Below are 13597 nucleotides of genomic sequence, written 5' to 3' on the forward strand. Positions count from 1 at the left end.
CAGAAAGCATCCGTACAGTTCCTCCTTGAGCGCGCCCGGGGACGGAAGCATCTCGCGCAGGGGGCTGTATTCCTGATAGGCGCCGTTGATGCCGGCAAGCAGCTTGCCGGCCGTATCGGGAGCGACATTCTGCAGGAGCTCCATCAGTTCGCTGCACCTGGCATCGAAGCGCTGAATGTAGGCAGCCTGTGCGGAGGGATCGACCGCCGGGGGTTTCACCGGCGGGTAAGAATGGGACTTGCAAAGCGGCGCCGGGTTAAGGCATAAGGCGAACAGGTCGTAGAGCGGCTTGAGTTCTGGTTGGGCCGGGCTCAGTTGCAGGGCTGCCTGCGCGGTGGCGACGATCAGGGCGAGTGTGACGCCATCCTCGCCCCGCCTGGCGCGGTCAAGGACGATGTCGCGCATCCAGTAAATCTGCGATGTCGATGGCAGATGCGCCATGGCCTGGTAGAGGCTCTGGAAGCGGTGGATGCTGTGCCTGGGGTCGCGTTCGAATACCTGTTTCAGCATGCTTTCGACAAGGTCACCGAAAACCTCCCGGTACTCCGCGTTGCGCTTCCAGTAAAACTCGCCGTACTCCGATGGAATCATCCGCAGCAGGCTGATCGCCATCTTGTCGCCCTCTGCCACATCATCGAGAAGAACGGGCATGATCAAGGCCTTTCCCAATAGCAGTACCTGCTTTTCGACCGGCATGTCCCGCATCGGCAGGGACTGCAGGCAGCCATGCAGGCCCCATAAAAGCGCGCCCTTGTTGTGCTTCATCTGTTGGTCATCGTCGGGAAAGCCATACCTGCCCGGATAAGCCTTTTCTCTTCCGCAGAGGGCGATGCCCCACAGGGTATGGCATAGGGCCTTGGTCCTGTAGCCAGGCTGCAGCCGCATGCACATGGAGAGGAAAGCCTGCACTCGTTCCGGAAACTCCGGGCCGATATGGCCGGAGATCTCGGGTTCCAGAATGATGGCTAATTTGTACTGCGCCAGGCATGGCTGCAATGCGCCGACCCGGCTGGCCATGTCCGCGAACTGCTGTTTCGTGCCGCAAAACAGGCTAGTGTGATGGGTCTGAACAAGACTGAGCAATGCTTCTGCCTGATTCTTGCTTTCCAGGTGCTGCAGGCTGGCCAGCATCGTGCCTATATGCGGCGTGATCGCCGTACCGGGAAAGTGGTGATTCAGCGTGGCGCTCACGAGCAGAAACAGTTCCAGCCGATGCGCCGGATTGACCTGGGGCAGTTCGTACAGCGTGCCCATGCAGTCGTGAAGCGCCGCCGCCCGCGAGCCCTGGATGGCGTTCCCCAGCGTGCGATAGAGCCTGAGCGCTAGCGGCGCCATATGCGGCGTCATTCGTTGCGCGAAGGCGCGGCTCACGCAGGCAAGGCTGGTGATGGCACGGCCTTCACGCAGGGAAATATGGGTCACCACGATCCGGCGGAAGATGTCTGGCGGCATCTCTTCCAGCGGACTCGGCGTGGCAGTCCGGATGGCTGATGAGGCAGGGGAGGTGTGCATGGGCGCTCTCTGGTCAAGGACAAGCGCCATTAGTCGCGGACCCGGCCGCCTGGTTCGATATTGCCGGGCGGAGGGCTCCCGCGGCATTGACGCAGGTCGCTTGGGTTCGCGGCGCGCGGGGTGGATGCGACCGGCCGCTCCTACAATGAGAGCAATACGCATGGACAGATCCGCAGGCCGATCAAGGAGACCACGATGCTGATGAGCGATGAGGAATACTTCCGCAGCTGCGTTGCCAGGGAGCGGCAACTGGCCCATCTGCTGGGCCACAAGGTGGAAGAGTTTTACGAGGATGCCGGCACGCTGTGGGACGGCACCACCGCCATGCCGAAATGGACCCGCGACTGGGCCGCCTGCGCGCCGCTGATCGCCGAATACGAGATCGATATCCGCTTCGACCGCGAGGCCGGCGCTTCACATGCGCATTGCGTGCATGCGGGGCCGGTGTCGGTGCATCCGGACGACTATCCGGACCGCCAGCATGCGCTGATGTACGCGGTGGTCAAGGCCGTGGTGCACATGCTGGAACACCGCAAGCCGCGGCACTGAACGCTTGTTGGCTTGCGGCGTCAGGGATCAGTAGCCGTAGCGCTTGGCCACTTCGTTGCCGACATAGCCGCCGCCGATCACGCCGGCGACGGTCGCCAGTTTCTTGCCGTTGCCGCCGCCCACCTGGTTGCCCAGCACGCCGCCGAGCACGGCGCCGGCCGCAATGCCGACCGGGCTGATCTGCGGCGCAGACTGCTGGTACGAAGGCTGCTGCGGCGGAGCTGGCTGATAGGCCGGCTGGTAGGTAGGCTGCTGATACGCCGGTTGCTGGTAGCTGCCGGCCTGGGCGTAGCGCTGGGTGCTGGCGTGCTGCACGGCCGGCTTGACCACGGTCTTTTTCGCCACCGGCTGCGGCGCAGGCCGGGTTTCCGGCTCGGGCGCCACGGCCTTTTCCACCACGGGCGCGGCGCTGGCAAGCTGCTTGGCCTCGCCGTGCGAGTCGGGCAGCAGGCCGGTCATCGCGGCCACGCCCACCAGGCTCACCAGCATGACCGACGCAGCGGCGCCGGCCATCAGGGGGTGGATCTTGTTGGTGGTCTGTACTGTCTGCATCATCGCTCCTGGTCTGCACCGAAGTTCGGTATGAGCACAGATTAACGTTGAGCGAACTCAGTTGCTAGGCAGCGACTGTTTCATCTGTGAAAACTTGTAACAGGACAGCGCACGCGCTGGGCCGGCGCCGGTCCCGGTCTCAGTCGCGGCGCCGGTTCTTGTCGATGATCGCGTACAGGATCAGGCCATAGGCCAGCAGGCGCACCAGATAGTAGGCCGGCGTGTCCTCGCGCCAGGCCGGCACGGCGCCCTGCAGCAGCCGGTTGACCGCCTCGATCCAGAACGACAGGCCGAACAGCAGGAAGAAGCGGTCGCGGGTGACGCGCCAGAAGCGCAGGAAGAAGCAGCCGATCACGAACGACAGCGCCGCGATGGCGCCGATGGTCATCAGGCTGGTGCTGGTGTATTCATTCATCCGTAATCAGTCCGTAGAGCAGCGGCAGCAGCGCGACCAGCCCGGAACCCAGGCGCAGCGGGAGCAGGTCGATACTGGGAAAGAACAGCTTGTCCATCATCAGCGCGACATTCGCCAGCGTCAGGCCCGTAAAGCACAGCGCGCTCCACATCAGCAGTCGATAGCGGCTGGCGCGGTAGCCGCGCCACAGCAGCACGGCCGACAGCAGCGAAGTCAGGCCGCACAAACCATAGATGATCGTCTGGATCATGGCTTTTTCTTTCCCCACTTGAAGGCATCGGCAAATTCCTGGATCCGGGAATGGCGCCGGCTGCCTGCGTGGATCATGTTGGTGACTTCAATCAGGTTCTGGCTGTAGTAACGCTCCAGGCTGCCCACCAGCGCATCGAGTTCATCGGTGGCGGGCTGGTAGCGCCAGGCCGGCGCGGCGGCGTCGGCCTGGGGGCAGATGTGCGCCGCCGCCAGGTCGGCCAGCAGGGCGGCCGCGCGCTCGGTGGGCAGGTACAGCCGCTGCGCCAGCCGGGCGGCGTCCCAGCGCCCGGCCTCGCGACGCATCAGCAGGATCGCTTCCAGGTGCGGAATCGACGGGATCGAAAAGATGAACCGCCGGAGGTCGTCTGTCAGTACTTCCTGCTTCATCCGTTCACAACAATGTTCATGCAGGAGGCAATCGCCTCGCGCAGCCGTTCCGGCGGCACCGGCTTGACCAGGTGCAGGTCGAAGCCCGCCTGCAGCGCGCGCTGCTGGTCTTCATGCAGGCCGTAGCCGGTGAGGGCAACCAGCCTGATGTGGCAGGTTGCCGGGTTGGCGCGCATGCGGCGCGCGACTTCATAGCCATCCATGCCGGGCAGGCCGATGTCGACCAGCGCAATGTCGGGCCGGTGCGCCAGCGCCAGTTCCAGGCCTTCGGCGCCGTCGGCCGCCTGCAGCACGCGGGTGCCGAAGGAGTCGAGCAGCATGGCCATCATTTCACGGCCATCGGCATTGTCTTCCACGATCAGGGCGCTGCATTCGGCCTGCGCCGCCTGTTTTGCGCCGGCTGGCGCCAGCATGTCCGAGGGCGCCTCCACCCTTGGCAGGCGCAGCGTGAAACGGCTGCCGCAGCCAGCGCCCTCGCTATGGGCTTCGATGTTGCCGTCATGCAGCCTGACCAGCTGGCTGACCAGCGCCAGGCCGATGCCCATGCCGCCCTGCGCCCGGTCGAGCGAGCTTTCGCCCTGGACGAATACGTCGAACACATGCGGCAGCAGGTCAGGGCCGATGCCCACGCCGGTATCGCGCACTTCCAGCATGGCCTGGTGCCGCTGTGCGCCGACCAAGACATCGATCCTGCCGCCCGGCGCCGTGTATTTCAGCGCGTTGTCGAGCAGGTTGGTGATGATCTGCTCCACCCGCGTCGGGTCGGCATCGATCCAGACCGGATCGGACTGTATGTTCACTTCGTAGCCGCGGGTGCGGCCGGTGGCTGCCAGGGTTTCCATGCAGGTATGCAGCATTGCGGCCAGTTCGAACTGCTTGCGCTCGAGCAGGATCTTGCCCGACATCACCCGGCCGAGGTCGAGCAGGTCGTCGACGATGTGGCTCAGGTGCTGGCACTGGCGGCCGATGATCTGCCGCGCCCGCTGCGCCGCCTCGATGCTCACGCCTTCCAGGCCGATCAGGGTGGCCGCGCTGCTGATGGCCGACAGCGGATTGCGCAACTCGTGGCCCAGCATCGCCAGGAACTCGTCCTTGGCCTTGTTCTGCATGACCGCAGCCTCGCGTTCGCGCTTTTCCAGTTCCAGGCGCTTGTTCACGGCGGACAGTTCATGGGTGCGCTTGCGCAGTTCCGCGGTCTGGCTCTGCAGTTCCAGCGTCTTCTTCGCCATCGCCACGAACACGCCCACCTTGGCCTGCAGCATTTGCGGGATCACCGGCGTAAACAGGTAGTCGACCGCGCCTTTTTCGTAGCCCTTGAGCCGGTGCATCTCGTCGGCCAGGTAAGCGGTAATGAAGATAATGGGCACGGCTGCCGAGCGCGGGCGGGAATGGATGGCCTCCGCGGTTTCGAAGCCATCCATGCCAGGCATGTTGACGTCGAGCAGGATGACGGCGAAATCGTGCTGCAGCACCTGGCGCAATGCTTCCTCGCCCGAACGCGCGGTATGCACCTCGCAGCCGTTATCCTCCGACCAGCGCGCCAGCAGGCTGTCCAGGGCGAACAGGCTGGCCGGGTCATCGTTGACGATCAGGATCTTGGGCTTATCGGGTTTTTGCACGGGTTTGCCCTGGTGAAATGAAAATGCCTGGATAGGGAGCGGCCCTGATAGACCGGAATGGCTGAGAGTGTCGGGGGTTCATTTTGCCCGTACTGCATGAACGCGGTTTATCCCAATGCAATGAATCCTGCCGATATTGTTTCTTCTTGTTAATTACCACCGGTATTCAAACGGTCATAACAGTAAGTTTTCTTTAGGCAACAAAACAGCTTGCAAGGCTATCAGCGCCAATGGAGAATGTCAAAGTTCATTGGAGACAAACCCACATGCATGCCATTACCGATTTCCCGCACGACCTCGACCGCAAGATGTTGCTGGCCGCCCTGACGGCCCTGAAGAAAGGCGATTTCTCGGTGCGTATGCCGACCGACCTGACGGGCCTGGATGGCAAGATTGCCGATACGCTGAATGACATTATCGAGAACAGCGGTCTGATGGCGCAGGAGATCGCCAGCGTCAGCCAGACAGTGGGCCGTGAGGGACGGCTGCTGCAGCGCGCAACTGCGGCCAATGTATCGGGCGGCTGGGGCACGATCGTCAATTCGGTCAACACCCTGATCGACGACCTGGTGCGGCCGACCACGGAAATGGCGCGCGTCATCGGCGCGGTGGCCAAGGGCGACCTGTCGCAGACCATGTCGCTGGATGTGGACGGCCGGCCGCTGGAAGGCCAGTTCCTGCGCGCGGCGGCCACCGCCAACACGATGGTTGACCAGTTGAGCTCGTTTGCTTCCGAAGTGACCCGCGTGGCGCGTGAGGTAGGCACCGAGGGCAAGCTGGGCGGCCAGGCCAACGTGCCCGGCGTGGCCGGCACCTGGAAGGACCTGACCGACTCGGTCAACTCCATGGCCGGCAACCTGACCTCGCAGGTGCGTAACATCGCCGACGTGACCACGGCGGTGGCCAACGGCGACCTGTCGAAGAAGATCACGGTGGACGTGCGCGGCGAGATCCTGCAGTTGAAGGACACCATCAACACCATGGTGGACCAGCTGCGCTCCTTCGCTTCCGAGGTGACCCGGGTGGCGCGCGAGGTGGGCACCGAGGGCAAGCTGGGCGGACAGGCCTATGTGCCGGGCGTGGGCGGCACCTGGAAGGACCTGACCGATAACGTGAACTTCATGGCGTCGAACCTGACGGGCCAGGTGAGGAACATCGCCGAGGTGACCACCGCCGTGGCCAACGGCGACCTGTCGAAGAAGATCGCGGCCGATGCGCGCGGCGAGATCCTGCAGCTGAAGGAAACCATCAACGTGATGGTGGACCAGCTCAGTTCCTTTGCATCGGAAGTGACCCGCGTGGCGCGTGAGGTCGGCACCGAGGGCAAGCTGGGCGGCCAGGCGCAGGTGAAGGGCGTGGCCGGCACCTGGAAGGACCTGACCGACTCGGTCAACTCGATGGCCGGCAACCTGACGGGCCAGGTGCGTAACATCGCCGACGTGACCACCGCGGTTGCGAATGGCGACCTGTCCAAGAAGATCACTGCGGACGCGAAAGGCGAGATCCTGGAACTGAAGGACACCATCAACGTGATGGTGGACCAGCTCAGCTCCTTTGCATCCGAGGTGACGCGCGTGGCCCGTGAAGTGGGCACCGAGGGCAAGCTCGGCGGCCAGGCCAACGTGCCCGGCGTGGCGGGCACCTGGAAAGACCTGACCGACTCGGTCAACTCGATGGCGGGCAACCTGACGGGCCAGGTGCGTAACATCGCCGACGTGACCACTGCCGTTGCCAACGGCGACCTGTCGAAGAAGATCACCGCCGACGCAAAAGGCGAGATCCTGGAACTGAAGAACACGATCAACGTGATGGTGGACCAGCTCAGTTCCTTTGCTTCCGAGGTGACCCGCGTGGCGCGTGAAGTGGGTACCGAGGGCAAGCTCGGCGGACAGGCACAGGTGAAGGGCGTGGGCGGCACCTGGAAGGACCTGACCGAGAACGTGAACTTCATGGCATCGAACCTGACGGGCCAGGTGCGTAATATCGCCGAGGTGACCACGGCTGTTGCGAACGGCGACCTGTCGAAGAAGATCACGGTGGACGTGAAGGGCGAGATTCTTGAACTGAAGGACACCATCAACGTGATGGTGGATCAGCTCAGCTCGTTTGCTTCCGAAGTGACCCGCGTGGCGCGCGAGGTCGGCACTGAAGGCGAACTCGGCGGGCAGGCCAATGTGCCGGGCGTGGCGGGCACCTGGAAAGACCTGACCGACTCGGTGAACTCGATGGCCGGCAACCTGACGGGCCAGGTGCGTAACATCGCCGACGTGACCACGGCGGTTGCGAACGGCGACCTGTCCAAGAAGATCACCGCCGACGCGAAAGGCGAGATCCTGGAGCTGAAGAACACCATCAACGTGATGGTGGACCAGCTGAGTTCGTTCGCATCGGAAGTGACCCGCGTGGCGCGCGAGGTCGGCACCGAAGGCAAGCTCGGCGGTCAGGCCAACGTGCCCGGCGTGGCAGGCACCTGGAAGGACCTGACCGACAACGTGAACTCCATGGCCGGCAACCTGACGGGCCAGGTGCGTAACATCGCCGACGTGACGACTGCGGTGGCGAATGGCGACCTGTCCAAGAAGATCACCGCCGATGCCAAGGGCGAGATCCTGGAGCTGAAGGACACCATCAACGTGATGGTGGACCAGCTGCGTTCCTTCGCCTCGGAGGTGACCCGCGTGGCGCGTGAAGTGGGCACCGAAGGCGAGCTCGGCGGCCAGGCGAATGTGCCGGGCGTGGCGGGAACGTGGAAGGACCTGACCGACTCGGTCAACTCGATGGCCGGTAACCTGACGGGACAGGTGAGGAACATCGCTGACGTGACGACCGCCGTGGCGAACGGCGACCTGTCCAAGAAGATCACCGCCGATGCCAAGGGCGAGATCCTGCAGCTGAAGAATACGATCAACGTGATGGTGGACCAGCTCAGCTCGTTCGCATCCGAAGTGACCCGTGTGGCCCGTGAAGTGGGCACCGAAGGCAAGCTGGGCGGACAGGCCCAGGTGAAGGGCGTGGGCGGCACCTGGAAGGACCTGACCGACAACGTGAACTTCATGGCATCGAACCTGACGGGCCAGGTGCGGAACATCGCCGAGGTGACCACGGCTGTTGCAAACGGCGACCTGTCGAAGAAGATCACCGCAGACGTGAAGGGCGAGATCCTTGAACTGAAGGACACCATCAACGTGATGGTGGACCAGTTGAGCTCGTTTGCTTCCGAGGTGACCCGCGTGGCGCGCGAGGTGGGCACCGAGGGCAAGCTCGGCGGCCAGGCCAACGTGCCCGGCGTGGCCGGCACCTGGAAGGACCTGACCGACTCGGTCAACTCCATGGCCGGCAACCTGACCTCGCAGGTGCGTAACATCGCCGACGTGACCACGGCGGTGGCCAACGGCGACCTGTCGAAGAAGATCACGGTGGACGTGCGCGGCGAGATCCTGCAGTTGAAGGACACCATCAACACCATGGTGGACCAGCTGCGTTCCTTCGCCTCCGAAGTGACCCGGGTGGCGCGCGAAGTGGGCACCGAGGGCAGGCTGGGCGGACAGGCCAATGTGCCGGGCGCCTCCGGTACCTGGAAGGACCTGACCGACAACGTGAACTTCATGGCGTCGAACCTGACGGGCCAGGTGAGGAACATCGCCGAGGTGACCACGGCGGTGGCCAACGGCGACCTGTCGAAGAAGATCACGGTGGACGTGAAGGGCGAGATCCTGGAGCTGAAGGACACCATCAACGTGATGGTGGACCAGCTCAGTTCCTTTGCATCGGAAGTGACCCGCGTGGCGCGTGAAGTGGGCACCGAGGGCAAGCTGGGCGGCCAGGCGCAGGTCAAGGGCGTGGGCGGCACCTGGAAGGACCTGACCGAGAACGTGAACTTCATGGCGGCCAACCTGACCGCCCAGGTGCGCGGCATCGCCGGCGTGGTGACCGCGGTGGCCAACGGCGACCTGAAGAAGAAACTGACGGTGGCGGCGCAGGGCGAGATCGCGGCGCTGGCCAACACCATCAATGAAATGACCGACACCCTGGCGGTGTTCGCCGACCAGGTGACGACGGTGGCCCGCGAGGTCGGCGTGGAAGGCAAGCTGGGCGGCCAGGCCAGCGTGCCGGGCGCTTCCGGCACCTGGAAGGACCTGACCGAGAACGTCAACCAGCTCGCGGCGAACCTCACCACCCAGGTGCGCGCGATTGCCGAGGTGGCCACCGCGGTGACCCGCGGCGACCTGTCGCGCTCGATCCAGGTGGAAGCGCGCGGCGAGGTGTCGGACCTGAAGGACAACATCAACGAGATGATCCGCAACCTGAAGGAGACCACGCAGAAGAATGCCGAGCAGGACTGGCTGAAAACCAACCTGGCCCAGTTCACCCGCCTGCTGCAGGGCCAGCGCGACCTGGAAGCCGTGACCCGGCTGATCCTGTCCGAACTGGCGCCGCTGGTGTCGGCCCACCATGGCGTGTTCTACATGATGGATGCGCAGACCGAGCCGCCGCGCCTGCAGATGATTGCCAGCTATGGCTACCGTTCCAGCCGCAAGCTGCCCACGTCCTTCGGGCCGGGCGAAGGCCTGGTGGGGCAGTGCGCCATCGAGAAGCGCCGCATCTGGCTCACCAACGTGCCGCGCGACTATATCCAGATCTCGTCCGGCCTGGGCGCGGCGCCGCCGAGCAATATCGTGGTGCTGCCCATCCTGTTCGAGCAGCAGGTGAAAGCGGTGGTGGAGATCGCCTCGCTGGACCGCTTCACCGACACCCATCTGTCCTTCCTCGACCAGCTGATGGAATCGATCGGCGTGGTGCTCAACACCATCGAGGCCAACAGCCGCACCGAGTCGCTGCTGACCCAGTCGCAGCGCCTGGCGCAGGAGCTGCAGCAGACCAATATGGAGCTGGCGGAGAAGGCGCGGCTGCTGTCGGAACAGAACATCGAGGTGGAACGCAAGAACCGCGAGGTGGAGCAGGCCAAGCTGGCGCTGGAGGAGAAGGCGACCCAGCTGGCGCTGTCATCGAAGTACAAGTCCGAGTTCCTGGCCAACATGTCGCACGAGCTGCGCACGCCGTTGAACAGCCTGCTGATCCTGGCGCAGCAGCTGCGCGACAACCCGAACGGCAACCTGTCGTTGAGCGAGGTCGAATATGCCCGCACCATCCACGGCTCGGGCACCGACCTGCTGACCCTGATCAACGACATTCTCGACCTGTCCAAGATCGAGTCCGGCACGGTGACGCTGGAGATGAGCGAATTCCGCTTCCCGCAGCTGGCCAATTTCGTCGAGCGTACCTTCCGCCACATGGCCGAGGCCAAGCAGATCAGCTTCGAGATCAAGCTCGACGAGCAGCTGCCATCCTCGCTGATGACCGATACCACGCGCCTGCAGCAGATCCTGAAGAACCTGCTGTCGAACGCGTTCAAGTTCACCGCGCGCGGCCAGGTCACGCTGCATATCGGCCTGGTGGCATCGGGCTGGAGCGCCGACCATGCATTGCTGCGCACCGCCGACGCGGTGCTGGCATTCGCCGTCACCGATACCGGCGTGGGCATCCCGGCTGACAAGCTGCAGCTGATCTTCGAAGCCTTCCAGCAGGCCGACGGCAGCACCGCCCGCAAGTACGGCGGCACCGGCCTGGGCCTGTCGATCAGCCGCGAACTGTCTCGCCTGCTGGGCGGCGAGATCCGCGTCACCAGCACGGTGGGCGCGGGCAGCACCTTCACGCTCTACCTGCCTTACCACCGCAAGGGCTATACCGAGTTCAGGCAACTGCCGGCCGAGCCTGCGGACGCCAGCAGCCAGGCCAGCACGCAGGCTGCGCGCATGGCGGCGCAGCTGCTCGAGGCGGTGCAGGCGGCGGACAATCCGGCGCTGTATCTCGGCCATGAATCGGGCGACGACAGGAACACCGTCGCGCCGGGCGACGCCGCCGTGCTGATCGTGGAGGACGACATCCACTACGCCAAGCAGCTGCTCGACCTTGCCCGAGAAAAGGGCTTCAAGGGCATCGTCACCTATCACGGCGACTCGGCGCTGACGCTGGCGCGCGACTACCTGCCCACCGCCATCATGCTCGACATCGACCTGCCCGACACCGATGGCTTCACCGTGCTGGAACGCTTAAAGCGCGACCCGTCCACCCGGCATATCCCGGTGCACATCCTGTCGCACATCAACGAGCGCGAGCGCGGCCTGCGCCAGGGCGCCATTTCCTACCTGGTCAAGCCGGTGCCGGCGGAGCGGCTGGACGAGGAATTCACCCGCATCCAGCAGTTCCTGGTGCGCAGCAAGCCCAGCCTGCTGGTGGTGGAAGACGACGCTGTGCAGCGCCAGCGCATCGTCGAGCTGATCGGCGATGCAGACCTCGACATCACCGCGGTGGACTCGGGCGAAAAGGCGCTGGCGGCGCTGAAGAATGCCCGCTTCGACTGCGCGGTGCTGGACCTGACGCTGCCCGACATCGACGGCTTCTCGCTGCTCGACGCGGTCAGCCAGGACGAGGACATGCGGCGCACGCCCATCGTGATCTACACCGCGCGCGACCTGAACCGCAAGGAAGTGGCGCGGCTGCGCCGGGTAGCCAAGACCATCGTGATCAAGGACGCCCGTTCGCCCGAGCGCCTGCTGGACGAGACCGCGCTGTTCCTGCATCGCTCGCCGGCCCGGCTGCCGGAGTTCCAGCGCAAGATGCTGGAAGAGGTGCATGCGGCGCAGAGCGGCCTGGCCGGGCGCAAGGTACTGATCGTCGACGACGACCTGCGCAACATCTTTGCGCTGACCACGGCGCTGGAGCGGCAGGACATGGCGGTGTCGTTCGCCGAGAACGGCCGTGACGGCATCGAGCTGCTGCGCCAGGACCCGTCGATCGAGATCGTGCTGATGGACATCATGATGCCGGAGATGGATGGCTACGACACCATGCGCGCGATCCGCAACATCCCGCAGTTCAAGTCGCTGCCCATCATCACCCTGACCGCCAAGGCGATGAAGGGCGACCGCGACAAGTGCATTGCCGCCGGCGCGTCCGACTACATCACCAAGCCGGTCGACGTCTCCCAGCTGCTGTCGCTGATGCGTGTATGGCTGTCCCGGTGAGCACCGTGCCGGCCGCGGTCAGCACGGTACAGGAGATCGAGACCGAACTGCTGCTCGAGGCGCTGTACCGGATGTACGGCACCGACCTGCGCGAGATGGAGCACGCGGCCTTGCGCCCGCGCCTGGTGGCCTTCATGCGCCGCCGCGGCCTGGCCTCGCTGTCGGCGGTGCAGGCCGAGGTGCTGCATGACCAGGCGCTCGGCGTCGAACTGCTGCGCTGCCTGTGCCTGCGTCCGGCCGCCCTGTTCGATGACCCGGCCCGGATTGCGCTGCTGCGCCAGACGCTGGGGCCGTGGCTCCGTTCCTGTCCGGTGGCGCGGGTCTGGGTGTCCGAATGCAGCGGCGCCGAGGATGTTTACACCCTGGCCATTTTGCTGCGGGAAGAGGGCTTCTACGACAAGACCCTGCTGTTCGCCACCGCCGCCAGCGAAGCCATGCTCGACGCCGCCCGCACCGGCCGCTTCCCGGCCAGCGAACTGGGCCGTTACCAGCAGAACTACCTGCGCAGCGGCGGCCGCCACACGCTTGCCGATTACCTGGTCAGCGGCGAGCCGGATGCGGAGGGCAACCTGTCCTTCCGTCCCGAGCTGGGCAGGAACATCATCTGGGCGCAGTACAACCTGGCCACCGACGCCACCTTCAACGAATTCCAGCTGATCATCTGCCGTGGCGCGCTGTCCGACCTGCAGCCAGTACTGCGGCAGCGCGCGCTGCGGCTGTTCCATGAAAGCCTGGCGGTGTTTGGCTACCTTAGCGTGCATCCGGCCGATGCGCTGAATCATTTGCCGAATGATGTGGATTTCAGGGCGATACATGCGGATTCGGGGTTGTATCGGCGGATAAGTTAGGGCGGGGTATAGGGGCTCTGTCGTTGCGGCTGCTTTTGACGTACGCGCAGCGACAGTTGCGGTTGCGGTTGCGGTTGCGGTTGCTTTTGAAGTTGCCGTTGCTTTTAAGTCCCGTTGAGCGCGCCGTGACGTCGGTGCGTGGAGCGGGAAAAGGTGCGGCGTCTGTTTGAGTCAAGCGAAGCTTGGCGAGTTTAGCCGCGCCCCGCTCCATGCATCGACGGCACGGGGACCCTCGCGCAGCGAGGGCGCGATCACCGGGTCGCCTTTTCTTGCCTACTTCTTTTGGCGAAGCAAAAGAAGTAGGTCGCCCGCCGGGGCGAACTCCCGGCTTGGTCATGACGATAGTGCTTTCGCGTTGTTTCACCCGGCGGAAAGACG

Annotated in this window: 9 protein-coding genes; 3 read left to right on the forward strand and 6 right to left on the reverse strand. The window is 64.5% G+C overall.

The genetic code is table 11. The annotated features are described in order from the left end of the window. Nucleotides 1–1512, reverse strand: a 1512-nt coding sequence (locus ABC383_RS00005; RefSeq protein ID WP_413010800.1) for a hypothetical protein, incomplete at its 3' end; no start/stop codon positions are given. Nucleotides 1513–1707: 195 nt separating this feature from the next. Here ABC383_RS00005 and ABC383_RS00010 point away from each other — a divergent pair. Further along, the gene (locus ABC383_RS00010) at nucleotides 1708–2061 is read left to right on the forward strand and encodes an aminoacyl-tRNA synthetase (RefSeq protein ID WP_217343943.1); all 354 of its coding nucleotides are present in this window, start codon (nucleotides 1708–1710) and stop codon (nucleotides 2059–2061) included. 27 nt (nucleotides 2062–2088) lie between these two features. Here ABC383_RS00010 and ABC383_RS00015 read toward each other — a convergent pair whose 3' ends face one another. The 5 genes from ABC383_RS00015 to ABC383_RS00035 form a co-directional block, all read right to left on the reverse strand. Further along, nucleotides 2089–2613 carry a glycine zipper 2TM domain-containing protein gene (locus tag ABC383_RS00015; RefSeq protein WP_413010802.1) on the reverse strand — a complete coding sequence of 175 codons (525 nt, stop codon included), beginning with the start codon at nucleotides 2611–2613 and terminating at the stop codon, nucleotides 2089–2091. Between the two features lie 139 nt (nucleotides 2614–2752). Then, complete coding sequence (locus ABC383_RS00020; protein ID WP_413010804.1) at nucleotides 2753–3028, reverse strand: DUF5985 family protein; 276 nt, start codon at nucleotides 3026–3028, stop codon at nucleotides 2753–2755. Continuing rightward, nucleotides 3021–3278 (reverse strand): DUF5985 family protein, encoded by a 258-nt coding sequence (locus tag ABC383_RS00025; RefSeq protein ID WP_413010806.1) that lies wholly within the window; start codon nucleotides 3276–3278, stop codon nucleotides 3021–3023. Before ABC383_RS00025 ends, ABC383_RS00020 begins: the two co-directional genes overlap by 8 nt. Beyond that, a complete protein-coding gene (locus ABC383_RS00030) occupies nucleotides 3275–3667 on the reverse strand; it encodes a hypothetical protein (RefSeq protein WP_413010808.1) in 393 nt (130 codons plus the stop codon). Before ABC383_RS00030 ends, ABC383_RS00025 begins: the two co-directional genes overlap by 4 nt. Continuing rightward, a complete protein-coding gene (locus tag ABC383_RS00035; RefSeq protein WP_413010810.1) occupies nucleotides 3664–5286 on the reverse strand; it encodes a response regulator in 1623 nt (540 codons plus the stop codon). The genes ABC383_RS00030 and ABC383_RS00035 overlap by 4 nt, the downstream gene beginning before the upstream one ends. Nucleotides 5287–5552: 266 nt before the next feature. Here ABC383_RS00035 and ABC383_RS00040 point away from each other — a divergent pair, with 266 nt between their 5' ends. Together ABC383_RS00040 and ABC383_RS00045 are read left to right on the forward strand one after the other, a co-directional pair. After that, nucleotides 5553–12371 (forward strand): HAMP domain-containing protein, encoded by a 6819-nt coding sequence (locus ABC383_RS00040; protein ID WP_413010812.1) that lies wholly within the window; start codon nucleotides 5553–5555, stop codon nucleotides 12369–12371. Further along, on the forward strand, nucleotides 12356–13219 hold the full coding sequence (locus tag ABC383_RS00045; protein WP_413010814.1) for a CheR family methyltransferase: 864 nt from the start codon (nucleotides 12356–12358) through the stop codon (nucleotides 13217–13219). The genes ABC383_RS00040 and ABC383_RS00045 overlap by 16 nt, the downstream gene beginning before the upstream one ends. Nucleotides 13220–13597 lie beyond the last annotated feature (378 nt).

Origin of the sequence: Noviherbaspirillum phoenicis (assembly GCF_047237965.1) — a bacterium.
Taxonomy (GTDB): domain Bacteria; phylum Pseudomonadota; class Gammaproteobacteria; order Burkholderiales; family Burkholderiaceae_D; genus Noviherbaspirillum_A.